20 protein-coding genes and 1 tRNA gene are annotated in these 25,401 nt (G+C 47.0%); 13 read left to right on the forward strand and 8 right to left on the reverse strand.

Translation table 11 applies throughout. The annotated features are described in order from the left end of the window. The first annotated feature begins 49 nt into the window (after nt 1-49). The 10 genes from thrS to NO559_RS07495 all read left to right on the forward strand — a co-directional run bounded on the left by thrS (nt 50) and on the right by NO559_RS07495 (nt 10,388). Complete coding sequence (thrS, locus tag NO559_RS07450) at nt 50-1,993, forward strand: threonine--tRNA ligase (protein ID WP_258331184.1); 1,944 nt, start codon at nt 50-52, stop codon at nt 1,991-1,993. 2 nt (nt 1,994-1,995) lie between these two features. Then, complete coding sequence (gene infC / locus NO559_RS07455) at nt 1,996-2,535, forward strand: translation initiation factor IF-3 (RefSeq protein WP_258331351.1); 540 nt, start codon at nt 1,996-1,998, stop codon at nt 2,533-2,535. 111 nt (nt 2,536-2,646) lie between these two features. Next, nucleotides 2,647-2,841 (forward strand): 50S ribosomal protein L35, encoded by a 195-nt coding sequence (rpmI, locus tag NO559_RS07460; RefSeq protein ID WP_258331185.1) that lies wholly within the window; start codon nt 2,647-2,649, stop codon nt 2,839-2,841. 35 nt (nt 2,842-2,876) lie between these two features. Further along, nucleotides 2,877-3,233 carry a 50S ribosomal protein L20 gene (gene rplT, locus NO559_RS07465; RefSeq protein WP_258331186.1) on the forward strand — a complete coding sequence of 119 codons (357 nt, stop codon included), beginning with the start codon at nt 2,877-2,879 and terminating at the stop codon, nt 3,231-3,233. A gap of 439 nt (nt 3,234-3,672) precedes the next feature. Continuing rightward, nucleotides 3,673-4,689, forward strand: coding sequence for a phenylalanine--tRNA ligase subunit alpha (pheS, locus tag NO559_RS07470; protein WP_258331187.1), 1,017 nt, complete (start codon nt 3,673-3,675; stop codon nt 4,687-4,689). Between the two features lie 179 nt (nt 4,690-4,868). After that, a complete protein-coding gene (gene pheT / locus NO559_RS07475; RefSeq protein WP_258331188.1) occupies nt 4,869-7,259 on the forward strand; it encodes a phenylalanine--tRNA ligase subunit beta in 2,391 nt (796 codons plus the stop codon). Between the two features lie 4 nt (nt 7,260-7,263). Beyond that, nucleotides 7,264-7,566, forward strand: a complete 303-nt coding sequence (gene ihfA / locus NO559_RS07480) for an integration host factor subunit alpha (RefSeq protein ID WP_035801549.1) — start codon at nt 7,264-7,266, stop codon at nt 7,564-7,566. Beyond that, nucleotides 7,547-7,915 (forward strand): MerR family transcriptional regulator, encoded by a 369-nt coding sequence (locus NO559_RS07485; protein ID WP_258331189.1) that lies wholly within the window; start codon nt 7,547-7,549, stop codon nt 7,913-7,915. Before ihfA ends, NO559_RS07485 begins: the two co-directional genes overlap by 20 nt. Before the next feature lie 89 nt (nt 7,916-8,004). Further along, nucleotides 8,005-8,081 (forward strand) — tRNA-Pro (locus tag NO559_RS07490). Nucleotides 8,082-9,131: 1,050 nt separating this feature from the next. Continuing rightward, entirely contained in the window at nt 9,132-10,388 is a 1,257-nt protein-coding gene (locus NO559_RS07495; protein ID WP_258331190.1) for an alanine--glyoxylate aminotransferase family protein, read from the forward strand. 121 nt (nt 10,389-10,509) lie between these two features. Here NO559_RS07495 and NO559_RS07500 read toward each other — a convergent pair whose 3' ends face one another. Next, on the reverse strand, nt 10,510-12,171 hold the full coding sequence (locus NO559_RS07500; protein ID WP_258331191.1) for a thiamine pyrophosphate-dependent enzyme: 1,662 nt from the start codon (nt 12,169-12,171) through the stop codon (nt 10,510-10,512). 218 nt (nt 12,172-12,389) lie between these two features. Next, a complete protein-coding gene (locus NO559_RS07505) occupies nt 12,390-13,286 on the reverse strand; it encodes a LysR family transcriptional regulator (protein ID WP_258331192.1) in 897 nt (298 codons plus the stop codon). A gap of 195 nt (nt 13,287-13,481) precedes the next feature. Between NO559_RS07505 and NO559_RS07510 the strand changes: the two genes are divergently transcribed. After that, a complete protein-coding gene (locus tag NO559_RS07510; RefSeq protein WP_258331193.1) occupies nt 13,482-14,732 on the forward strand; it encodes an aromatic amino acid transaminase in 1,251 nt (416 codons plus the stop codon). Nucleotides 14,733-14,794: 62 nt separating this feature from the next. Here the strand turns inward: NO559_RS07510 and NO559_RS07515 are convergent, their stop codons facing one another. Together NO559_RS07515 and NO559_RS07520 are read right to left on the reverse strand one after the other, a co-directional pair. Beyond that, nucleotides 14,795-15,934 carry an alpha-hydroxy acid oxidase gene (locus tag NO559_RS07515; protein WP_258331194.1) on the reverse strand — a complete coding sequence of 380 codons (1,140 nt, stop codon included), beginning with the start codon at nt 15,932-15,934 and terminating at the stop codon, nt 14,795-14,797. 29 nt (nt 15,935-15,963) lie between these two features. Next, nucleotides 15,964-17,352: an FAD-binding oxidoreductase gene (locus tag NO559_RS07520; RefSeq protein WP_258331195.1), complete on the reverse strand. Its 1,389-nt coding sequence runs from the start codon at nt 17,350-17,352 to the stop codon at nt 15,964-15,966. Between the two features lie 349 nt (nt 17,353-17,701). Here NO559_RS07520 and NO559_RS07525 point away from each other — a divergent pair, with 349 nt between their 5' ends. Further along, nucleotides 17,702-19,153: a YdiU family protein gene (locus tag NO559_RS07525; RefSeq protein WP_258331196.1), complete on the forward strand. Its 1,452-nt coding sequence runs from the start codon at nt 17,702-17,704 to the stop codon at nt 19,151-19,153. An 83-nt stretch (nt 19,154-19,236) separates the two neighbouring features. Here NO559_RS07525 and NO559_RS07530 read toward each other — a convergent pair whose 3' ends face one another. The 3 genes from NO559_RS07530 to NO559_RS07540 form a co-directional block, all read right to left on the reverse strand. Then, entirely contained in the window at nt 19,237-20,946 is a 1,710-nt protein-coding gene (locus tag NO559_RS07530; RefSeq protein ID WP_258331197.1) for an ABC transporter substrate binding protein, read from the reverse strand. A gap of 309 nt (nt 20,947-21,255) precedes the next feature. Further along, nucleotides 21,256-22,194 carry a hypothetical protein gene (locus NO559_RS07535; RefSeq protein ID WP_258331198.1) on the reverse strand — a complete coding sequence of 313 codons (939 nt, stop codon included), beginning with the start codon at nt 22,192-22,194 and terminating at the stop codon, nt 21,256-21,258. 43 nt (nt 22,195-22,237) lie between these two features. Continuing rightward, complete coding sequence (locus NO559_RS07540; RefSeq protein ID WP_258331199.1) at nt 22,238-22,528, reverse strand: cupin domain-containing protein; 291 nt, start codon at nt 22,526-22,528, stop codon at nt 22,238-22,240. Nucleotides 22,529-22,769: 241 nt separating this feature from the next. Between NO559_RS07540 and nhaD the strand changes: the two genes are divergently transcribed. Further along, on the forward strand, nt 22,770-24,125 hold the full coding sequence (gene nhaD, locus NO559_RS07545) for a sodium:proton antiporter NhaD (RefSeq protein ID WP_258331200.1): 1,356 nt from the start codon (nt 22,770-22,772) through the stop codon (nt 24,123-24,125). A 17-nt stretch (nt 24,126-24,142) separates the two neighbouring features. On the opposite strand, the gene moeA is transcribed toward nhaD, so the two are convergent. Continuing rightward, on the reverse strand, nt 24,143-25,375 hold the full coding sequence (moeA, locus tag NO559_RS07550; protein ID WP_258331201.1) for a molybdopterin molybdotransferase MoeA: 1,233 nt from the start codon (nt 25,373-25,375) through the stop codon (nt 24,143-24,145). Nucleotides 25,376-25,401 lie beyond the last annotated feature (26 nt).

Consider the following 25,401-nt stretch of genomic DNA (forward strand, 5'->3'; position numbering starts at 1 on the left):
AAATTTCACGTGACCTTTGGTAGGGGCCACCACTGAATAAGGAAAGCACATGTCTGCAGTAACTGTAACCCTCCCCGACGGTAGTCAACGCTCATTCGATAACCCGGTCACTATTCACCAAGTGGCTATGGATATAGGCCCCGGTTTAGCCAAGGCAGCGTTAGCGGGTAAGATTAATGGCAAGCCCGTTGATACTTCTTATTTGATCGAGTCTGACGTTGAATTGGCCATAATCACCGAGCGCGATGAAGAGGGCTTAGAGGTGATACGTCACTCTACGGCGCACTTACTGGCGCAGGCGGCGCAGCAGTGCTTCCCCGATATACAGGTAACTATAGGGCCTGTAATCGAAGATGGCTTCTATTACGATTTTGCCACCGGCCATAACTTTACCCCCGAAGACTTAGCCAAAATTGAAAAGCGCATGGGGGAGATCGTTAAAGAAGATCACCCTATAGAGCGCGTAGTGATGAGCCGCGACAAGGCGATAGAGACTTTCCGCCAAATGGGTGAGCGCTACAAAGTGCAAATTATTGAAGAGCTGCCCGAAGGCGAGGAGATCTCCTTGTATAAGCAGGGCGCTTGGATGGACCTGTGTCGTGGCCCGCATGTGCCCAGCACTGGCAAGCTAAAAGTGCATAAGTTGATGAAAGTGGCCGGCGCTTACTGGCGCGGCGACTCTAATAACCAAATGCTACAGCGCATATACGGCACAGCCTGGGCGAATAAAAAAGACCTAAAAGGCTATCTGCATCGTTTAGAAGAGGCGGAAAAGCGCGATCACCGCAAGCTGGGTAAAAAATACGACCTGTTCCATATGCAGGAAGAGGCCCCCGGTATGGTGTTTTGGCACCCTAAGGGCTGGAGTGTATATAAGACCATAGAAGGCTATATGCGCCAGCAGCAAGACATGAATGGCTACCAAGAGATTAAAACACCACAGCTGGTGGACTTGTCGCTGTGGAAAAAATCGGGTCACGCCGACAAGTTTGGCGATGACATGTTTATGCTGGAGTCTGAGGATAAGCAGTTTGCGGTTAAGCCCATGAACTGCCCCTGCCATGTGCAGGTGTTTAACCAGGGCCTAAAAAGCTACCGTGATTTACCGCTGCGCTTGGCGGAGTTTGGCTCCTGTCACCGCAATGAGCCTTCAGGCTCTTTGCACGGCATTATGCGGGTGCGCGGCTTTGTACAGGATGATGCCCATATCTTCTGTGCTGAAGAGGCCATACAGGGTGAGGTTGCCACCTTTATAGACTTTCTGCACTCGGTGTACGAAGACTTTGGCTTTAGTGAGGTGATTTATCGCCTCTCTACCCGCCCCGAGCAGCGAGTAGGTAGCGACGAAAGCTGGGATAAGGCCGAAAAGGCGCTGGCCCAAGCCCTGGATAGTAAAGCGCTGCCCTGGGAGGAGCTGCCCGGTGAAGGTGCTTTCTATGGTCCTAAAATCGAATTTTCGCTTAAAGATAGCATAGGCCGGGTGTGGCAACTGGGTACTATACAGGTGGATTTCTCTATGCCAGGCCGTTTGGATGCCCAGTATGTGGCCGAAGACGGCAGCAGGCAGACGCCAGTCATGTTGCACCGGGCCATTTTGGGTTCGTTTGAGCGCTTCATCGGTATTTTGATTGAGCACTACGAGGGTAAATTCCCCACGTGGTTGGCACCGACTCAGGCGGTAATTGCCAATATTACGGACAAACAGAGCCCCTATGTGCAAAAAGTTGCCGATTCCTTGAAAAATAAAGGCTTTAGAGTGGATGCGGACTTGAGAAATGAGAAGATCGGCTTTAAAATCCGCGAGCACACAATTCAGAGGGTCCCTTATTTGCTGGTATTAGGCGATAAGGAAGTAGAGACTCAAACAGTAAGCGTGCGTGCGCGCAATGGTGATGACCTGGGTTCCATGAGCTTAGAGGCTTTTGAACAGCTACTCAGCACCGATATAGCCCAGCGCGGCCGCGTCACTCAAGAGTCAACAACGGAGAAATAGAGATTAAGCAACAACAAACTAAAGGTAAGAGCAAGCGCGCCACAATCAACGAAGAGATTGAGGCAAAAGAAGTTCGCTTAATTGGCGCTGACGGTGAGCAGGTCGGCATAGTGTCTATCGAAGAGGCCAGAGCCGCTGCTGCTGAAGCGACGCTTGACTTGGTGCAAATCGCAGATTCCGATCCGATAGTCTGTAAAATTATGGACTACGGCAAACATGTGTTCGAGGCTAAAAAACAGCAAGCCGCTTCAAAGAAGAAGCAGGTAAGAACACAGGTTAAGGAGATGAAATTCCGTCCTAATACGGATAAAGGAGATTATGAGGTAAAACTACGCAACCTCACACGTTTCCTTGAACATGGGGACAAAGCCAAGGTGACTTTACGTTTCCGCGGCCGCGAAATGGCCCATCAGGAGCTAGGCATGGCCTTACTTAAACGAGTCGAAGTTGACTTGGAAGAGTTGGGCACTGTAGAGCAGCATCCTAAGATGGAAGGTCGACAGTTGACCATGGTCATAGCCCCTAAAAAGAAGAAAAAGTAAGGCTAGCTTTACTTTTTCGCCTCTTAGTTAGCAGTGAGCTCCTAGGGCCTGCTAGTTAAGGGTTTATTTTATTTTGAGTCATAAGACTCACCAAATGCGGAGTATCTAACGATGCCTAAAGCTAAAGTACATAGTGGGGCTGCCAAGCGTTTTAAAAAGACTGCTGGTGGTTACAAGCGTAAAAGCGCCCACAAGAGCCACATCTTGACCAAAATGACGACCAAGCGTAAGCGTCAGCTACGTGGTACTTCACTCGTTCATAAGAGTGATGAAGTATTAATCGATCGTATGTTGCGTGCTAAGTAAGCACACCATTTTTTTAGGTCAAGAGGAGTCTCACAATGCCTAGAGTAAAACGTGGTGTCACTGCACACCGTCGTCACAAAAAGATTTTAAAGCAAGCCAAAGGTTACTACGGTGCTCGTTCACGTATCTTCCGTGTTGCTAAGCAAGCTGTTATTAAAGCTGGCCAATACGCATACCGTGACCGTCGCCAACGTAAGCGTCAATTCCGTGCACTATGGATTACCCGTATCAATGCACAGTCACGCGCCAATGGTTTGTCTTACAGCCGCTTAATCGCTGGTCTTAAAAAAGCAGAAATCGCTTTAGACCGTCGCGTTTTGGCTGATCTAGCTGTACACGACAAGTCTGCTTTTGCCGCTGTTGTTGAAAAAGCAAAAGCAGCCTTAGCATAAAACATACGATGACCTTAGGGTCATGGCGTGTTTGCACTTTTTAGTGCTGGAAATGGGGAAAGGGCTGACGCTCTTTCCCTATTTTTGTTTTAAAGGCAAAAACTTGCGTGCTAATAGTGGTTTTAGAAAATGGCCTAGGGCCGAGGCCTCGCTGATATTTTCTAAAATCACTGTTATACAGGCTTAGCGTCTGTGCCCATGGTGGTGGATTGCGGGTCAGGCCCGCAATGACAGTAGAAAGTTTTATTATGTCGTGCCGGCCTTGCGCCGGTATCTAGGGCAGTAGATTGCGGGTCAGGCCCGCAATGACAGCAGAAAGTTTTACTATGTCATACCGGCCTTGCGCCGGTATCCATAGGTGTAAAGAATAGAAAATAGTGTAGTTATTTACGACAGCGCTATTTAAACAAAAAAGTATTACATACAAAGAAGGCTATCGATGGAAAATCTAGAGTCTCTCGCCGCACTAGCGCGAGCAGCCATTAACGACGCACAAGATGTTTCGGCACTAGACGATGTGCGGGTACAGTTTTTGGGTAAAAAAGGCAGTATTACCGATTTGTTAAAGGGCTTGGGTAAGCTATCTGCCGAAGAGCGTCCAGCTGCCGGTGCTGAAATCAATAAGGTAAAGCAAGCTCTGCAACAGGCTATAGGCGAGAAAAAATCTGCACTAGAGACTGCCGCCATTGCCGAAAAGCTAGCAGCAGAGCAAATCGATATTACCCTACCTGGCCGCGGCCAAAATGTGGGTGGCCTGCACCCAGTAACCCGTACTATAGAGCGTATAGCCAGCTTCTTTGAGGCCATAGGTTTTGAAACCGTAGAAGGCCCAGAGATAGAAGACGACTATCACAACTTTGAAGCGCTAAACATTCCTGCGCATCACCCCGCACGTGCCATGCACGATACTTTCTACATTAACGAACACACTGTGCTGCGTACTCACACCTCGCCGGTACAAGTACGAGTGATGGAAAGCACTGAGCCGCCGCTTAAAGTGATTTGCCCTGGCCGCGTATACCGCTGTGATTCTGATTTAACCCACACGCCTATGTTTCACCAGGTAGAAGGTTTGTTGATCAGCGAAGAAAGCAGCTTTGCCGATTTAAAAGGCATAGTGGAAGAATTTTTACGGGTGTTCTTCGAAAAAGAATTAGCGGTACGTTTTCGTCCATCCTACTTTCCCTTTACCGAGCCTTCGGCAGAAGTGGATATACAGTGTGTAAACTGTGGCGGTGAAGGCTGTCGTGTGTGTAGCCAAACCGGCTGGCTAGAAGTGATGGGCTGCGGTATGGTGCATCCCAGCGTATTTGAATACTCCAATATCGATACCGAAAAATACACCGGTTTTGCCTTTGGTATGGGGGTAGAGCGCTTGGCTATGCTGCGTTACGGGGTGAACGATTTACGTTTGTTTTACGACAATGATCTGCGTTTTTTAGAGCAGTTTAAATAAGCAAAAAGTTATTCCCGCGAAGGCAGGAATAGAGCAATTAGTCTCTAGTCGTTAGGGTAATGCCCCTAGTCAGCTGTCATACCGGCGAACGCCGGTATCCAGAACTTTAAAGAAAGAATATATAGATGCCGGATCAAGCTCGGCATGACGTAAAGAAAGAATACTTTTAGGAATAAAAAATGAAATTAAGCGAACAGTGGCTTCGGGAATGGGTAAACCCCAATATCAATACCGACGAATTGGTTGAGCAGCTAACCATGGCGGGGCTAGAAGTTGATGGTACCGAGCCCGTTGCTGGTGAATTTACCGGTGTTGTTGTGGGCGAGATATTATCCATAGAGCAACACCCCGATGCCGACAAGTTACGCGTCTGCCAGGTGGCTGGCGGTGATGAGGTCGTACAAGTGGTGTGCGGTGCCCCTAATGCTCGCGCCGGTATTAAAATCCCTTTTGCTACTGTGGGTGCCAAGCTGCCTACCGAAGATGGTAAAGGCTTTAAAATTAAAAAAGCCAAACTGCGCGGCGTGGAGTCACACGGTATGTTGTGCTCGCAAGTTGAGTTGGCGATGGGTGAAGACTCAGACGGTATTTGGGAGCTGGCCGCTGATGCGCCTACCGGCCAGGATATACGTGAATACTTGCAGTTAAACGACACGATTATAGAAGTCGACTTAACCCCTAACCGTGCTGACTGTTTAAGTGTTGCGGGTATTGCCCGTGATACTGGCGTACTCAACAAACTGGCGGTTACTGAAGTGGAGGTTGCTGCGGTTGCCGCATCTATAGAAGACACCTTCCCAGTGGCGGTTTCTGCCAAGGCCGACTGCCCCCGCTATGTGGGCCGTGTCATACGCAATGTTGATGTTTCTAAGCCTAGCCCTTTGTGGATGCAGGAAAAGCTGCGTCGTGCCGGTTTACGCTCCATAGATGCCGTGGTGGATGTGACCAACTATGTGTTGCTAGAGCTAGGTCAGCCTTTACATGCTTTTGACTTAAACTTATTAAATGGCGGCATAAATGTACGCCTGGCCGAGCAGGGCGAAAAAATCACCTTGCTAGATGGCCAGGAGCTAGCGCTGCGTGATGACACGCTAGTTATCGCCGATCAGCAGCAGGCCGTTGCCCTTGCAGGCATAATGGGTGGGGCCGCGACTGCAGTTAGTAGTAATACTAAAGATATCTTTTTAGAGTCGGCCTTTTTTGCGCCGGTCAAAATCGCTGGCCGCGCCCGCTCTTACGGCTTGCACACCGACTCCTCACATCGCTTTGAGCGCGGTGTCGATTACCAGCTGCAGGCCAAAGCTTGTGAGCGCGCCACCCAGTTGCTGCTAGATATAGTCGGTGGTGAGGCAGGCCCTATTGTTGAGTTAAGCTCTGAGGCCGATTTACCTAAGGCGGCCGAGTTAAATCTGCGCGCTAACCGTATAGAGCGGGTGTTGGGCTTAACTATGGAGCGCGCAGAGGTTAAAGATATACTCACTCGCCTGGGTATGGCGGTAACGGATACCGAGCAGGGCTGGAAGGTCGTTGCCCCTTCATGGCGCTTTGATATGGCTATAGAGGCCGACCTATTAGAAGAGTTGGCCCGTATCTATGGTTATAACCGCTTGCCGGTCACCAAAATACATGCCGAGTTGAGCTTGCGCGCTAAGCCCGAAGCGCAAACTGAGCTGCAGCTTATGCGCCGCCAGCTAGTGGCCAATGGCTACCAAGAGGCCATCACCTATAGTTTTATAGACCCCAAAATGCATGAGCTAGTCTGCCCCAATGATGCGGCGGTGGCTTTGAGCAACCCTATTTCAGCGGATATGTCGGTGATGCGTACCAGCCTCTGGCCGGGCCTGCTGGCGGCTATGCAGCATAATCTTAATCGCCAGCAAAGCCGAGTGCGCTTATTTGAGGCGGGCTTGAGTTTTATCCCCGATGGCAGCGAACTACCCAAGCAAGAGCAAATGCTGGCTGGAGCCATTACCGGCAGACGCCACCCCGAGTCTTGGCTGGAAAATGGTGAAACCGTTGATTTTTACGATTTGAAAGGTGACTTAGAAGGGATTTTATCGCTATGCGACCCTAGCGGCAGTTTTGAGTTTGTTCGCGGCGAATGTGATGGCCTGCACCCCGGCCAGACCGCAGAAATTCGTCGAAATGGCGAAAACGTCGGCTATATAGGGGCTATACACCCACAACTGCAGAAAAAACTAGGCATTTCACAGGCGGTGTACCTATTTCAGGTCAATGTGGCAGCGATCAGCCGCGGCGAGGTACCAGCCTTTACTGAATTATCAAAATATCCCGAGGTGAGACGTGATTTAGCGGTGATAATAGACCGTGAAATCGAGGCCGGAGCCGTACAAAAAGCGGTCAAAGCCGCTGCCGGCAGTGACCTAACAAACCTAAGGTTGTTTGATATCTATGAAGGTAAAGGTATTGATACTAAAAGAAAAAGTTTGGCCCTCGGCTTGACGTTTCAGCATTCATCGCGCACTCTTAACGAAGATGAAGTTAATGTGTGTGTTGATCAAGTGATCAAGGCGCTAGAAACGCAATTTGCAGCAACGCTAAGGAACTAACCGCATGCAGGCTCTCACTAAATCTGAGATGGCTGAACGGCTATACGAAGAGCTGGGGCTAAATAAGCGCGAAGCGAAAGAGGTGGTGGAGCTTTTCTTTGAAGAGATACGCCACTCGCTAGAGGATAATGAGCAGGTTAAGTTGTCGGGGTTTGGCAATTTCGATCTGCGCGACAAAAGCCAACGCCCGGGTAGGAACCCCAAAACCGGCGAGGAGATACCCATCTCAGCGCGCCGCGTAGTGACATTCCGCCCCGGTCAAAAGCTAAAATCACGAGTTGAAACCTATGTTGGAACCGAGTCATAACGACGAGCTGCCAGTTATACCTGGCAAACGCTATTTTACTATTGGCGAAGTTAGCGAGCTATGCGCGGTAAAACCGCATGTGCTGCGTTATTGGGAGCAGGAGTTTCCGCAACTAAAGCCTGTTAAACGTCGTGGCAATCGCCGTTACTATCAGCATCAAGATGTGATTTTGATTCGTCAAATTCGCAGCTTACTTTATGATCAGGGCTATACCATAGGTGGTGCCCGTCAGCGCATGACTGGCGAAGAAGAGACTACAGAACAGGCTAGTAATTCAACAGAATACAAAGCGCTGTTGCGTGAAGTGATCACAGAACTCGAAGATGTATTAAAAGTTTTAGCCGCATAGCAATTTCGTGTTCACAGCAGCGTTACTTTGCTCTATAATCTCGCCCATCTTAAGGCGGTAACACATAGATTGTAATGCCTAAGAAGTTTCGGGGCGTAGCGCAGTCTGGTAGCGCACCACACTGGGGGTGTGGTGGTCGCAGGTTCAAATCCTGCCGTTCCGACCATCTTAAATAAAAAAGGGCCATGCGATAGCATGGCCCTTTTTTATTTAACCTGCCGAAACGGCAGGACTTGCTCGTTAAAGCGCCCAGGTTCACAGCTTGTCCCTACGGGACAAGATGCTACGAGCCGCATAGCGGCGATGCCCGAAGGGGCAAAACAGCCTCAAGCTGTTTTGATACAATCCTGCAACGATAGTTAAACTCGTGCGGTTCTTGTGCGAAAGCATGGCCCTTTTTTATAACAAATTCCATTTAGAATGGAATTTGGACGACATCACAAACTGATGTTGCCCGCTTGCGGGTTGTAATGCCCCTCAGGGGATTACAATCCAACCTGCCGAAACGGCAGGACTTGCTATTCGCCACATCCTTGTGGCTCACCCTTCGGGTCGACCTAAGGGTCGATCAAACAAGCTCCTGCAATTTTGTCGTTAAAGCGCCCAGGTTCACAAATTATCCCTAGGGGATAATTTGGACGAGGAGCAACGCGACGATGCCCCGAAGGGGGAATTACAGCATCAAGCTGTAATTCTCAAATCCTGCAACGATCTTCTAGGTATCACCAAAACTACCGCGAAAGCCCCCCCATTTTTATTACAAATCCCATTTAGAATAGAATTGAGACAACATCACAAAGTGCTGTTGCCCGCTTGCGGGTTGTAATGCCCTTTGGGGGATTACCATCAAACCGGTGAAACGCTGGGTTTGTTCTTTGGCAAGCACCACAATTACGAGCATAGCTACCACGATAATTAAACTCACGCCATTCCAATGCAAAAACGCACAGTTTTCAAATAAATTTATTGAGCTACAACCCTACACAATAAATCCCTACATCTACCACGCCATCCTTTTTCATCCATCATTACATCAAGCTTATCCCAGTCACCCACTCAAAAATTATTAGCAAAAACTTACACTTCCTCGAACCAATGCACTAATAAAGTGCATAAATATCGCTATCAATTAAGGATTAAAAGAAACCATCCTTTTTCTGGAATCGAGCGATAAGTTAAGGCATTATCGAGTGATTAATAATCAATAGGCCATATTGTGATCATTCAACCTCCGCGACATATCACCCCGCTAGATAATATTTTACCGGACGAACCTTTGCTAATGATGGGAGCAGGGCCTGTGCCCATCCCCGAACGAGTAGCTGCGGCTAATTCTATTGTGATCAATCACCTTGGCGACACCATGGCAAAAATTATTGAGCAGGTAAAAGCCATGTCCCGCTATGTATTTCAAACCCAGTCCGATCATATTCTGGGTGTGGCGGGGCCAGGTTCTGCGGCTATGGAAATGGCCATTGCCAATATGGTGGTGCCGGGTAGTAAAGTATTAAGTATTTGTAATGGTTTTTTTAGCTCGCGTTTAGCCGACATGGCCGAGCGTGTAGAAGCAGAGGTAATTAGATTAGAAGTTAACGAAAAAGAAGCAGCCTGCCCGGAAATAGTTGAGGCCTATATAAAAAAACATCAGCCAAAAGTATTGACCATAGTGCAGGGTGAAACATCGAATACGGTTTGTAATAAACATTTAAAAACCATTGCCGGTATTGCCCGCCAATACGACTGCTTGGTGATTGTAGATGCGGTGTGTACTTTAAGTACCATGCCATTAGAAATGGAGAACTGGAATATTGATGCCATTATTACCGGCGGCCAAAAGGGGCTGTCTTCTATACCCGGTGTGTCCTTAATTGCATTTTCAGATCGAGCCTGGGATCACATAGAGGCGAGAAAGGGCAGGTTGCGGCATTGGTGTTTAGATGCCAAGTTGGCCGATCAATTTTGGTATAAAAAAGCCTACCACTATACGGCACCGGTATCGGGCATTTTGGCTATGCATGAGGCTTTGCGTTTAATATGCCAAGAGACATTGCCTGTGCGCTTTAAGCGGCATTTACGCTCATCAACTGCTTTGCAGGCAGGTTTAGAAACCATGGGCTTATCACTGTATATAAAACCCGAGGCAAGATTGAACTCAGTTGTGGGTATTAATTTACCTAAGGATTTAGCGTCTAAAACTCTGCTTACTTATATGTCGGCGCATTACCGGGTAGAAATATCAGGGTCATTTGGCGCTAATATTGTTCGCATAGGGCAAATGGGGGAGCAAAGTCGTTCCCACCATATCTTTAGAACATTACACGCACTGGGCGCGAGTATGAAAGCTTTAGGGGTGAAGGTAGATATCCCTGCAGGGGTTTCGGCATTAGAAAGCACTTTGGAAATCTTTAGTTTTGAGCCTACAGTGAGTGCGGCTTGCTTGCAGGCGCAAGAGGCAGTGACGTCGTATAGCTGAGTAAATCCCAGCTGAATTTGTTTTTGGTCAGCTGTAGCCGCCTATAATTAATATAGGCGAATCATTGTTGACGGTTGCCATTCACCGATTATGGCAATTTAGTGCTATTTATTTTTTTGCGCTATAAAAATGTAGAAGGTGGCTTGGGCATATTAATAAACTCCCATGCAGACTGCTCTGAACCTCGCTCAGTAACCACTTCTATCAAGGCTGGGGCGTTATTATTTATCGCTTTTTCCAGCGCTGGCCTAAGTTCATCAGGAGTGGAAACACGGTAGCCAGCTACATCAAAGCTCTCAGCCATTTTCATAAAGTCTGGGGTTTTTAATTCTGAGCCTATTAAGCGACCTTCAAAACCTAACTGTTGATCACGTCGAACATTGCCATAGGCCTGATTATTAAAAACGATAGTAACTAGGCCAATATGATGCTGTGAGGCAGTGATCAATTCCTGCATGCCAAACATAAAACCACCATCACCGGTTACCGAAACAACAGCTTTGTTAGGGTTGGCGACTTTAACACCTAGTGCTGTAGGAAAACCAAAACCTAGGGTTCCTTGGAATCCTTCGGAGATATATGTGCGGGCTTGATAAAACTCCATACCCCCTGCCCATGTAGCAAACCCCATTTGTGAGAGTTCGGGTACATAGTAACCATCGCGTGGTAAGACCTGACGGATAACCTCCAGAAAAGATATTTGCGGTTGAACTTTCTGAATAGCTTTTAGTGCTAGCGCTTTAGCTTCGGCAATTTTTTCAGGCCAATCTCGGTCGGGCTTAACCTTGTCCACTAATTGATCGTGTAAGATGCGGCACGCGGCAGCGGAATCTGCGATGATCGCAGCATCAGGTTTGAATATATCCATTTGCGCTGGGTCAATATCAATTCTAATTAATTTAGGCCCGCCTTTTGGTTTTTCCTCATAGCTTAAATAATCGTCCCAGCGCATATATGGCATTTCTAGACGCGAGCCTATGCCAATTAGTACATCAACGCTATCCCATAACTCACGTGCAGCTATTGGCGGTACGCCTAATGGATGGTCTTCCGGCACAACGCCTCTGCCACTGCGAAAAGCGGTAACAGGGGCATTTAATAATTCTGCTAATGCCAGTACTTGCTCGCTGGCATGTTGAGCACCGGCACCACACATGATCATCGGCTTTTTAGCATTAGTAATAATTTTTATCGCTGTTGAAATTTCATCTAGGTTGATAGTGGGCTGATCGATGCCCTCATTACCTGTGCCAATTTCAATCTCTGTAGCTGTTGCCATGGTATCCCAGCACATATCAACCGAAATTGGCCCTGGGCGACCGCTATGAGCTTTACGAAAGGCGCTATTAATAATTGCAGAAGTATCTTTCGCATCAGCAATATGCAGGGCATCTTTAATAATGGTCTTTAGCGTGCCATTTTGATCGTTGAGTTCATGCAGGTGGCCTCTGCCTCGCCCCAGAAAGCTGCTAGGGACTTGCCCGGTTAAGCCAACAACTGGGGCACAGGTGCCCATCGCCGTGCACAGGGCGGCGGTGGTATTGAGCATACCTGGGCCGGGAACCACAGAGAAAACACCGGTTTTGCCCGTTGATTTGGCATAGCCCATAGCCATATAGGCTGCACTTTGTTCATGGCGTGGAACAATCAGTTCCAAAGAGTTTTTATAAATACCGTCAAATAGCGGGTAAATCTGTGCTCCGGGAATGCCAAATATTGTGTCGACGCCATTGGCAATAGTGGCTGCAATGATTGCCTCGCCACCGGTTATTGTTGCAGTCATAAATACACCCTAGAATTTATGGTAAATCCACGCAGTAGTTGCTTTAAAGTGACTATAGAGATGAATCTAAATCTAAAAAAGAATAAATATTTGCTGGACTCAATCTAAAATTCAGATGATGTTTTGAGGAGGGCGTGGCGCTTGAGGGGGCATGTGCCTATGAGTAGCGCTTTGAAAGGAGGGGATAAGTGGGGGCAGCCGTTTGTTAGAGAGTCAGCTTATTTCATAGTAGAGGACAGCTCGCTAATAATAAGGTCTTTTATCATGGTGCCTGCTTTACCTAGAGGGCGATCAGATGGGTACACTAGGTGAGGGGTAAAGGATTGATAGGAGCTGCCGCTGTAGTTTAGTTGTACCAAGTCTCCGGCTTGTAACTCTTTAGATATTAAAACTTCTGGCATCCAGCCATAGCCTAAGCCCATTAAGAGTGCCTCCTTTTTACTCATAAAATCACTTAAGTAAAACACGCGGTCCCCACCAAACTCTAGGGAGTCTAGCGTTTCTTTATCGGGGTCGCTGGTATCATGAATGGTTAATTCTACATAGTCATATAGCTGGTTTAAGCTTACCTCAGCCATGCTGGATAACTCATGATCTTTAGCGGCGACTAATACCACTGCCACAGGGTTCAGTTGTAAGGCTATTAAATTGGGGGCTGGCTTATACTCTTTCACCAGCATCATATCGGACTTGTCTCGTTCAAAGTGCATTTGCACGCCCCCTAGAAACTCGGTTTTCACTTGGATAATAGTGGGGATATCTTTGCCCATCATTTTCTTTAAAGCCCGCATCACGGGAGCGAGTGGCAGGGACCCGTCTATGACTAATTCTAATCGGGGCTCCCAGCCTTCGCTGTAACGCTCTGCGAGGCCCTCAATGCGGTGGGCTAGCTCTAGCATTTTACAGCCCTCTGTCCACAGCGCTTGGCCTACGGGGGTTAAGGTCGCTCTATACTGGCTGCGGTCAAAAATTTTTGTTCCTAAGTGATCTTCAAGCTTTTTAATTTGATAGCTAATAGCCGATTGGGCTCTATGTAGCTTGATAGAGGCCTTGGCAAAACTGCCTTCCTGCAAAATGGTATTTAATACATGGAATGTATCGATATTTAATCTCATGGGAACTGTTCTTGATGGCTGAGGCTAGAGAATAATTAGACTATCAGCTTTTTAGATTAACTCAATCTAGTATCTATTCTTTTTTAGAATGGTCTTTGCTAATAAGCTTTAGCAAAAGTTGGCCGCTATCCGTTGTTATAGGGGTTAAAAAGACTGCACAAACTATTAAGCATCAATTATTAAGAGCCGTAACCCATGAATCTAGACACTGCCAGAACCGACAGCTCGCTATTCTCAAGATTTTCACCCACAGCAGAAGATCCAATATTTAAATTATTGGGGCAGTTTCGGGCAGATCAAAACCCACAAAAAATTGATCTAGGTATAGGTGTTTATCGCGACGAAAATGGTGGTAGCCCTATTTTTCAAGCGGTGAAGCAATCCGAAATTATAAAATTGGATACAGAGCTTGAGAAAACTTATATAGGTCCTAGAGGGGATGGCGCATATATAGATGTTATTCAGAAGCTAATATTTAAGCCGCAGTTTCTTGCCGCAAACAGTTGCCGCTTAGCTTCGTTGCAAACCCCTGGAGGTAGCTGCGCTTTAAGAATGGCTTTTGATTTAGTGGCCAGAGGTCATCAAGATGCGACGGTTTGGCTAAGCAATCCTACATGGCAGGTGCATCGCCCAATTATCCAAGCCAGCGGTCTGAAAACAGCATCGTATCCATACTATGGCAAGGCTACCCATAGTCTTGCATTCGCAGAAATGCTGGCAACATTAGCCAGCGCTGAGCCTGGCGATATTGTTTTAATTCAGGCGTCTTGCCAAAATCCAACAGGTTGCGATATGAATCCCCAGCAATGGGCAGAGTTAACTGAACTACTTAAAAAGAAGCATATAGTTCCTTTAATTGATATGGCTTACCATGGTCTGGGTAATGGGCTGGTAGAGGACGCTGCAGGATTAAATATCATGGCAGCAGAATTACCTGAACTGATTGTTAGTTATACCTGCTCGAAAAATTTCGGCCTATATAGAGATAGAGCAGGGTTGTTAACTGTGTTAAGTGAAAGTCAAAAACAGGCTGATATTATTCAAAATATATTAGTCGATATTGCAACGGGTTTATATTTTACCCCTCCTTCGCATCCCGGGGCTGTGGTTAAAGAAATACTAACGGATACAGCCCTTAGCGCCTTATGGAAACAAGAGCTCAGTGATGTTCGTAAGCGAATTAATTTGGTACGTAGAGAACTCAGCTATAGCTTAATTTCACTGGGTATTGATGCGGGGTATTTAGCCGATCAGAGCGGTATGTTTTCTTTATTGGATTTAACCTATGAGCAAATAGTTACGATGCGAGAAAAATATAGTATTTATATTGTTGGCTCTGGCAGAATTAATATCGCTGGCATTAATTCGAATAATATTAATTATTTTATAGATTCGTATTCGAAGGTGGTTGGAGAGTATAGAAGCAAAAAGGCTGTTACTTTTTGAGCGTTTAATCATTTATCTATTTATAGTCAGGACTTATGAGGGGCAATATGAAGAGGTTAATTCTACCAACTAGTCTTACCATATTCCTTCATCTCTCTAGTGATTTCATCCGCTAGCAGCGCAATGACAAACTCAGCACCTCTAGACCCTAATGCGGCAGTGCCGTAGTAAAAACTCCTACCCGACATACAAAAATCTGCGCCTAATTCCATCGCGCGCAACACATCTAGTCCCGAACGTATGCCGCTATCTATAATCAGTGGTACGCTGTCGCCCACGCTGTCTTTAATACGCGGTAACAAATCTATGGTGGCGGGTGCAGCGTCAAACTGGCGGCCACCGTGGTTGGAGATTAATAGGCCATCAGCACCTTGCGCTATGGCTTGGCGGCCTAATTCGTTATCCATAACACCTTTAATAATAAGCTTGCCCTGCCAGTGTTGGCGGACTTTAGCGAGTAAATCCCAGTCGTACCAGCTATCGCATAGCTCTAGTATGCGATTGTTACCTGCAGTTTTACCCCTATCTTTTTTATCTACATAGGCGTTAAGCGTTTTCAGTGTGGGTACGCCTTTGAGAGCTGCTTGTAGTGCCCAAGCGGGTTTACTGCTCACTTGCAGTAATTGTTTTAACGAGGGTAGGGCGGAAGAGGACATGCCATTGCGCCAATCCCGTTCACGTTTGGAGTATTGTGGGGTGTCTATAGTGACTAATAAGTTTTTAACGCCGTTGCGTGCTGCTCTATCCATTAGGTCTTGCATAATGGCAAAATCTTTACAGGCATAGAGCTGAAACCAATGGCTGCTTCCTGCTGCTTCGGCTATGGCTTCGATGGTTTCATTGGAAAAACTGCTTTGGGTAAATGGTATGCCAGCGAGTTGCGCCTGCCTGGCCATTTCTAACTCTGTGCCTGGCCAATTAAGGTCGGCAAAGCCCACTGGTGAAATACCTAAAGGCAGGCTCCAGTTTTGTTCAAAGAGTTCTATGGAGCTGTCTATGCTGTCCAACTCGGCTAAAAACTTGGGCACTAACTCGATATTATTAAAAGCCTGTTCATTGCGACTTAGGGAGCGCTCACGGCCCAAGCCCCCGGCCAGATAGTCGTATACAAATTTGGGTAGCCGTTGTTTGGCGCGCGCTTTTAGATCGGTCACCGAGGGATAGTTAGTGGCGCCGCGATGTTCAAGAAAGGGGCGTATCATAAGCAAATGACTCTAAAAAAACAGCGTAATTATTTTTGTGCAGGTAGGGTTTTACCCGGGTTTAATAAGTTGTTTGGGTCCATGGCTTTTTTCACTGTCCACATCAAAGCGATTTCTGCTGGGCTGCGGGAGTGGTGCAAGTGCTCGCGTTTTTCTAAACCTATGCCGTGTTCTGCAGAGATTGAACCCTGTAGCTTGGCGATTTCTTGGTAGACGATATTTTCAACTTCACTTTTGCGCTGCATGCCCTCTTCCCATATACATAGGTGCAGGTTGCCATCGGCCAGATGGCCGAATACCAGCAGTTCATAGTGTTGAAAGGCTTGCTCTAGTTGTTTATGCAATTGCTCAATGAGTAGTGGCATATCGCCTATGGCTAGGCTGACATCAAAGGTATGTAGGAAGCAGCCAAATTTAGTTTTTTCGGTTTCAGCGTCATCGCGTATCTCCCACAGGGCGATGCGTTCGGCATCGGATTTGGCGATAACGGCATCCACTATTAACTCCGCCTCAAAGGCTTCGCCCAATATCTTTTCGAAGTGTTGGGCGTCGCTTGCAGGGTTATTGCCTTGATATTCCAGCAGCACATAGTAGTTGTAATCGGCAGGCATAGGCGGCTTATTGTGGGAGTGCTCACCGGTGTTTAGCGCGTAAAAGTCTTGCCACATAACCTCGTAGGCGCTGAGGCCGCCGTTGAATTGCTGGTCTAAATAGCCCAGCAGTTGCGAAACCTGAGTAAAGTCATCGGTGGCGACTAAAGCCGTTTGGCTGCTTAAGGGTTGTGGCCGCAGGCGCAGTACCGCGCGAGTAATTATCCCTAGGGTGCCCTCACTGCCTATAAACAATTGTTTAAGGTCGTAGCCGGTGTTGTTTTTTAAATAGGGAGTCATGGATGAGATGATGGTGCCGTCCATTAATACGGCCTCTAGGCCCAGCACCTGCTCGCGCATCATGCCATAGCGCAACACGCTATTGCCGCCGGCATTGGTGGCCATCATGCCACCTATAGTACAAGAGCCTCTAGCGCCAAAATCTACTGGGAAGGACAGCTGTTGCTCGCATGCCGACTGTTGCAGTTGCTCTAGGATTACGCCGGCTTGCACGGTGGCTGTGCGGTTAGCAGTATCTATCGCTTCTATGGCGGTCATGCGCTCGGTAGAGAGCACGATATTGTCAGCGCTGGAGTGGTGGCTGTCGACCAGGCTGGTGCAGCCGCCTTGGGTAACAACGGTTTGCTGTTGCTGTTGGCATAGCTTTAGCACTTCCGCCACTTGTTGCGTGGTCTGCGGCCGTACTAGGGCTTTCGCCTGCAGCGGGCCACCTTGCCAAAAGCCGCCGCTACGGCTGCTAATGTCGTCGCCTAATAACAAGCCTTTGTCGCCGACTATGTTACGTAACTGGCTGATAAGATCTGTCATGCGTTGGCCTTATTGATATCAGTGGGCTAGGAGATGGTATGGGCTACTATGCGGCCAAACAGCTTAAAGAGATTTATGCGAGGCAGATAGTGATTTTTGTTTATAGGTTTGTTCCAAAAAATCATGAACTCAGAGCATGTTGAACCAGCAATACGCTAAGCCTTAGAAAAACCTCATTAGCTGGTATTTGCTTTATATCTTTATAAGCAGCAGCTAGTTTTGTTGCGGCTTGGATGCTTATTATTGTTTATAAAGTCAGCACTGTGGCGCCGCACATTGCTCTGGATGTGTTTACGCTGAGTCTGTAAAGTGAGCATTTAAGGCTGGCAGTTGTAGGGGTTAAAGGGTGATGAAGTTTTCAAATACCTATGTGGGGTTAGGGCAGCGTTTTTATAATAAATCGCAACCTACAGCGGTGCGTGCGCCCAAGTTATTTTTATGGAATACGGCGTTAGCTAATAGGCTAAATATTCCAGCGGCGCTGCAACAAGATAGTGAGGCCTTAGCACAATACTTTTCTGGTAATCAAATACTGGCAGGGGCAGAGCCTATAGCAACTGCCTACGCCGGCCATCAGTTTGGTAGCTTTAACCCGCTGTTGGGTGATGGCCGTGCTCATCTCTTGGGCGAGCTGTTGGATGATGAGGGCAGGCGCTGGGATTTGCAGTTAAAAGGTTCCGGTGAGAGTGCCTATTCTAGAGCTGGCGATGGCCGTTGCGCCTTAGGCCCGGCAGTGCGTGAATTTATTATGAGTGAGGCCATGAGGGCCTTGGGCGTGCCGACCACCGAGTGTTTGGCGGTGGTGACTACCGGTGAGACCGTCTACCGGCAGCGAGCTAATCCGGGTGCAGTAGTCACTAGGGTGGCCGCCAGCCATATAAGAGTAGGTAGTTTTCAACTTTTCGCCTCTAGGGGGGATGTGGAATCGCTAACCGCGCTGCGTGATTATGCGATAGATAGGCACTTCCCCGAAATTAAACAACAAGCTAGCAATCATTCGGTTGCATTAGTGGATAGCGTAATAGCAAAACAAATACAGCTAGTGGTTGCTTGGATGCGGGTGGGTTTTATTCATGGCGTAATGAATACCGATAACACTGCTATCTCCGGTGATACCATAGATTATGGCCCCTGCGCTATGATGGGGGTTTACGACCCACAGGCCGTATACAGTTCTATAGACCGCAACGGCCGCTATGCTTTTGGCAACCAGCCTAGGATTGTTAATTGGAATATGGCGCGCTTTGCCGAAAGCCTGTTGGTCTTGCACCCTGAAGATGAACAGCTGCTGGCGCAAATGCAGGAGTTAATAAATGATTTTCCTCAGCGCTTTCAGCAGGCGTATAACCGCATGATGGCCGATAAACTGGGGCTGCAAGACTTACAGCCTGGCGATGATGCGCTAATAGAGTCCCTGTTAGCTAGGTTGGCTGAGTTGAAATTGGACTATACGATAAGCTTTGATCTGCTAACGAAGTCGCTAACGGATAGCAAGGTGCAAACCTTTATTAGTGCCGATTTAGGTGATTGTTACCAACAGTGGTGGCAGCGAGTTAACGCACAAGCCCTTAGTGCCGAGCAGTTGCAAGCCGCTATGCGCAACAATAACCCAGTAGTGATTCCTAGAAATCATCACATTGAAGCAGTGTTAGCCGATTGCGAAGCGAGCGGTGAAGCTAGTGCAGCTTTGGATTTTCTTGCAGTGTTACGCCAGCCCTATGTGGAAACGGAAGAAACCGCCCGATATCAATCGACAGATGACAGTTTTGATCAGGGCTACCAAACTTTTTGCGGAACCTGAGTATCGGATAACAGGCTAAATCAATAATGGTGTTATTTAGACGGATCTTGCTGCCTAAATTAAGCGTTTGCCAAGCGTGGTTGTCACCCCGTTGCAATTTGATTTCTGCCATTTGCTTTAGCTTGATATAAGGCGGTATCAGCCCGGTGCATAATGGAGTCATAGCTATCGTGGGTTTGTAATGAGGTAATGCCTATGCTCACAGTGATATTACTGATGTTGTGTACGCTAATTTCGGCAATATTACTGCTTAGCCTTTGGCATATAGCGCTAGCTTCATGGATGGCTGTTTCTGGTAAGGCAATGATAAATTCTTCGCCGCCCCAGCGGTAAACCCTATCATTGGGTCTTAGGCTGTTATTTAGCGTTTGCGCTATGGCGATTAAAATTTGGTCGCCTGTTTGGTGGCCGTAATTGTCATTGATTTTTTTAAAGTGGTCTATGTCGACTATGCCCAGCACAAAGTTTTGCTGACTAATGCTGTGGCGCTTTATATAGGCTGGTATCTCTTGGTTGGCCGACCGTCTATTGCTTAGGCTAGTTAAACTGTCAGTGTGAGCGAATGTGCTCATAAGAATAGATGCTTTTTTTAGCTCTTGGTTGCTTTTCTCTAGTTCTAATGTTCTTTCTTTAATAGTATTTTCTAAGCCAAGATTAAATTGATGCAGTTTTTTTTGTGCGTTTTTTCTTTGTAAAATATTGTTGTATAAGATTACGATGACAAGAGATAAAAATAGGAAAATAGCAATAGCGCTATTAATGAGTTTTCTATTTTTAAGGTAAAAGCTTTCAGGTTTGTTATAAATTTTACTGTTTTTGGGTAAAATGTTTTCGTTGATATGAAAGCGCTGTAGTTGCACATAATCAAACGTAGGGCGGTAAATTGCACTTTCTTTAACGGGAACGTCGCGAGTGTCTGTGCCTGCAAGAATACTAAGGGCTATTTTGGCGGCATTGCTGCCGTGCTCATAAGGGTTGTTCATCATCCCCCCTATGGCGCCGTTGTTTATCATTAGCGATCCCCACATGCCATAGATGGGTACGCTACTGCGGGCCGATAAGGGGGGCAAATCTTTCTGAAAAGAGAAGTAGGCCCCCAGTTTGTCTTTGTGTATGGCCATTAATAATATGGCAGTATCATCTGTTAATTTACTTACTGTGTCGTGCAGTTCTGCTATAGAAAAATCATCTAATAGCTCTATTGTTATATTTCTTTTGCTGGATTTTTTTTGCCATGAGTTTTTTATTTCTTTGGCTGCGTTAATCATTCTGTGGCCTAGGCCTGTGGTGTCTCCAATCAAGATGATTTTTTTAATGTTAGGTTGTATTTGAGCGATGAGATTGAGGTTGCCGGCTATGTCCATGCCTTCGGCTATACCTGTTATATTTGGTTTGTTAATTAAGTCGTTATGGTTAAAGATATTAACACCACAAAATACTATGGGTATATTGGGGAAGAGCCTGTCACCATGCTCTAATAAAAATCGGTAAGCAGCATCGTCACTGGTAATAATGATGTCTGGTCTGTAGTGAGCGAACTTGTATTTTAATAAATCGAGAATTTTTTTATTGTATATAGCATCGTCCACATAGCGGCGCTTATCCATATATTCTATAAAGAGGTTTTCTTGGGCTATATCTTTAGCTAGGGCGTCTCTAACGCCGCGAGTTAGCTCTTCTGTCCAGGCGTATTGTGGGTGGTAGGAGTTAAGCAATAGTACTTTGTTAGAGCCCAGTGCAGGGTTGCAGCTAATAATAAACAATAGTAATAGGATGAGGCACTGGTAAGGCATAAGGCAGGGGTGCTTAATAAAAATAGGGTTAATTAATTATGATGACTAATGTCTTAAAATCCAGTTTTATGCTGTAGGGATGTGATAGCCCGGTGGTTAATAGTACTATTTTTTATAAGCTGGTGGGGATAAATATAGCTTTAGAGCCCGGTCCTTAGTATCTAAGAATGCTGTAAGTGGCGGTAGATAGGGGGTTGTGGCGGTAGTGGTGATAGGCGGCGGGATGAAGACTGACGATGGCCGTATATGTTTATCAATTATAAGTAGGGAGGCTGTTTGTTTTGATATAGAAGCTATTAGGGCCGGATATTATTGTAAATAGAGCTGGTCTAGCCATAGCGTTTGCGGGCTGGCATTGGTAATGAAGAAGCTTACGTCAATGATGTTAGCCATATCCATACGGCGCTGGCTGGGGGCGGCAGCAACTGTAGCTAAATCTACGCTGATATGATTCCAGCCGGGTGTAAGTAAAAGCTTTTTGTTAAATCTGTCGTTATAGTCAAAGCCCCGCTCGGGGTGTGGTTTATCGTATATGCGCAGGGTTATGGTTTGCTGCTGTTTTGTATAGAGGCTGAATCGCAGGCTGTGGTAGTTTTGCCAGTTGCCGGGGAAGTGTTCTAGGCTTACGCCGCTGTATTGCTCTTTATTGTGCAGGCGTATAGCTAACGCTTGTGAGTTTAAATGCTCAGCTTTATGGTCTAAATGTATCAGCGTGTGCTTCCCTATGGCCTTAAAGCGTGAAAGTTCAGTGCTTGAATCAAAGTTGCTGAGTAGGGGGAAGTGTTGTTGGGCTAGGTATTCGTCATAGCGGCTAATAACCAGCGGCTTAAATGTAGCGAGTATGGCGATGATGCTGGCTATGCGTAAAAACCCTGTAAGTGCTTTATAGTTTTTAGCCAGGTAGTCAGAAAACCAACAAAAAGCCAGTAATGAGCCCGCAATGTTTTTTAGCAGATCGGATAAGTCCGCGGTTCTAGCAAAGGCAGGTTGTAATAGTTCTATTGATACTCCAAATAGTAGCGGGTATAGCAAAGCCTCTAGCGCTTCGGCGCGCAAGCTGCTGTGTTGTTGGCGGCGTTCTAGCAGTATTACTGTGCTAAGCAAAAAAAATAAAACGACGTGGCCTAAGTTCCAGAGCTGATGTACTGAGCGGGGCTCTATACTCTGGGGGCTGGTGATATACAGTGTTAAAAATAAAGCAATAAAAATCAGGCAGGCTATGCCTTTGACTTGATAAAGTATGCTCATTTAAGGCTTAGCCCGGTAATAGTGGTAGCTTGGGGTGCGGCATTTACTTTAGCTCTACTTCAACAAAAGCAAAGTCGTAGTCATTAGCATTAATGACATTATGTTCTATCCCAGCAGGGCGATAATAGGATTGACCTGCTGTTAGTTGCGCGTAGCTTTCGCCTTCTGCCGTTACTATTTTTAGTTGGCCATCTTGTTCCGGGATTACAACGTAGTCATAGGCATGTTTATGCCAGCCAGTTTCACCCTTGGGTGGGAAACACCACTCGGTCACAATGACGCGATCATTTTCAATTTGCAGTAGGCCTTGGGCGGCGGCGTTTTTATTACACATGGCGTAGCCTCACTTTTGCGATTAAAGTTCAGCATGTTAGTACGATACCGGGATTACGTCCATGGCTGGCTGAGCTTATATTTACTGCCTTGCTGTGCGCTCTATATTATGCTTGCTAGCAAGTCATTTATAATGCTAAAAATACTGTTTTACAGTACCTTAAAAATTAATGTGCTTGCGCGGGTGCTATCTGCTTTACGGTGAGGTGTTTATGCAGTGTTTGTTGAAGTTGTTTGTGCTTATGTTCTTGCCTGCGCAAGTCGCTTTGGCCAGTGAGGCTAAGCCTTTAGATTTAACGACTCATTGGGTAGGTTTTGTCGCCCTGCTGCTCTTTGTGACGGCTTATATCTTTGTCATCATGGAAGAGCGCCTACATTTGCGAAAATCAAAACCGGTGTTGTTAGCTGCCGGTTTGATATGGGCTTTAATTGCCATAGCCTATCGTGAACATTCCTCTTTGATGGTAGAGCATGCTATTAGGCATAATTTCTTAGAGTACGCCGAGCTATTTTTCTTTTTATTAGTGGCGATGACCTATATCAATTCTATAATTGAGCGCGGTGTTTTTGATGCACTACGGGATTGGTTAATTGAAAATGGCTTTACTTATAAGGGCTTATTTTGGTTGACTGGCATACTGGCGTTTTTTATATCACCGGTAGCCGACAACCTCACTACCGCTTTGATTATGTGTGCGGTAGTGATGACGGTGGGTCAGGGACATAAACAATTTATTAATCTGAGTTGTATTAACATAGTCGTAGCAGCTAACGCCGGCGGCGCGTTTAGCCCCTTTGGCGACATCACTACGTTAATGGTATGGCAAAAAGGTATTGTTGAGTTTTTTACTTTCTTCCAACTGTTTATACCAGCGGTAGTTAACTTTTTGCTGCCCGCTATTATTATGAGCTTTGCCTTACCCGCGGGCTTGCCTCCCGCTAATAATACCCAGAAAACAACGATTAAACTCGGTGGTTTAACGATAGTCGGCTTGTTTATCGTTACTATTGCTACGGCGGTGAGCTTTCATCAATTTTTACATCTGCCACCCGTGTTTGGCATGATGACTGGCTTGGCCTATTTAAAACTTTATGGCTTTTATCTACGCAAAAAGAGGCGTGCTGGCCCGCAATCGAGTATTCCGATTAGTAGACCAGAAAAACCCTTTGATATTTTTGAGCGGGTAGCTCATGCCGAGTGGGATACTCTGTTTTTCTTTTACGGGGTGATTATGGCGGTAGGTGGTTTGGGCTTTATAGGTTATTTAGAGCTGGCTTCGGCAGCCATGTACGGCCAGTTAGGGCCTACCACCGCCAATGTGTTAGTGGGCTTGTTATCGGCGGTAGTGGACAATATTCCTGTTATGTTTGCGGTGCTTACCATGCAGCCAGAGATGCCGCAAAGCCAGTGGCTATTGGTAACGCTAACGGCTGGGGTAGGGGGTAGCTTGCTTTCTATAGGTTCTGCCGCGGGGGTGGCGTTAATGGGCCAGGCTAGAGGCTATTACACCTTTTTCGGTCATATAAAATGGCTGCCTGCTGTAGCCCTAGGCTATGCCGCTAGTATTTACGTACACTTGTTATTGCAAGGCCTATAGGGGCTTAAGATAGGGGCTTAAGATAACCAGCGATCAAAAGGGATAACTTCTACCAACTCTCCTGCGGCTATATTAGCTGCCTCGCGGGGGATTTTAATAAAACAGTTAGCCTTGCTTACTGACGATAAAATGCCCGAACCCTGTTCGCCAGTATCATTAACTACGAGCTGGCCCTTATCATCGCGGCTTAAAATGCCGCGCTGAAAATCTGCCCGGCCCGGTTGTTTTTTGAGTGGGCTGGCTGTGCGCGCATTTAAAGTAAGCGTGGTTAAATTTTGTTCGCCTGCCAGCGCTCTGAGTATAGGGGTAACTAATTGGTGAAAGGTCACTGTGGCCGCCACCGGATTACCCGGCAGGCCAAAGAATAAGGCCTGGCCTATAGTGCCAAAAGCAAAGGGTTTGCCGGGTTTGATGGCGATTTTCCAAAAATTGATTTGGCCGATTTTACTCAATATATCCTTGGTGTAATCGGCTTCCCCCACAGAGACACCACCAGAGCTAATGATAGCGTCGCAGTCTTGGGCGGCTTGCTGGAATACTTGCTCCAGCCTTTGCGGGTCATCGGCGATAACGCCTAAATTAAGCACCTCGGCCCCCAAGCGCGTTAACATGGCTGCTACCACATAGCGGTTACTGTCGTAGATGCAGCCTTTGGCCAGTGCGGTGCCGGGTAACTGCAGCTCATCACCGGTAGAAAACAGGGCTACCTTGGGGCGGCGGTAAACAGTAACTTGGCTAAGGCCTACCGAGGCGATTAAACCTATATCCACCGGGCTGAGGCGCTTGCCTTGTTGCAAGATAATGCTGCCGGCGGCTATGTCTTCCCCGGCAAAGCGTATGTTGTTGTTAACGCTGGCGGCTTGCTGAAAGCTGACGTACTGATCCTGCAGGGTGCAGCGCTCTTGCATAATGACGCAGTCGGCCCCTTCAGGTATTGCGGCGCCGGTCATAATACGCACGCATTGGCCAGAGCCTAGCGGGCCGGCAAAGGGCGCACCCGCCATGGACTTACCAATCAGTTCTAGGCGGCTGTGTGTTGCTAGATCGCCAGCACGTAGTGCGTAACCATCCATCGCCGAGTTATCGTAGCCGGGCACATTAAAGCCTGCTGCTAGGTCACAGGCTAGAACCCTATCCAGGGCCTGCTCCAGGTCGACGGTTTCGGTGTCGCTGATAGCGCTTACGGCAGCCTGCAGTAATTGTTGGGCGGTCTCTAAGGGCATTAGGCCGTTGCTATCACAGGAGTCCATGGGGTTATACCTCTACATTTATTGAA

The organism is Dasania sp. GY-MA-18 (genome assembly GCF_024734385.1).
GTDB classification, from domain to species: Bacteria; Pseudomonadota; Gammaproteobacteria; order Pseudomonadales; family Dasaniaceae; genus Dasania; species Dasania phycosphaerae.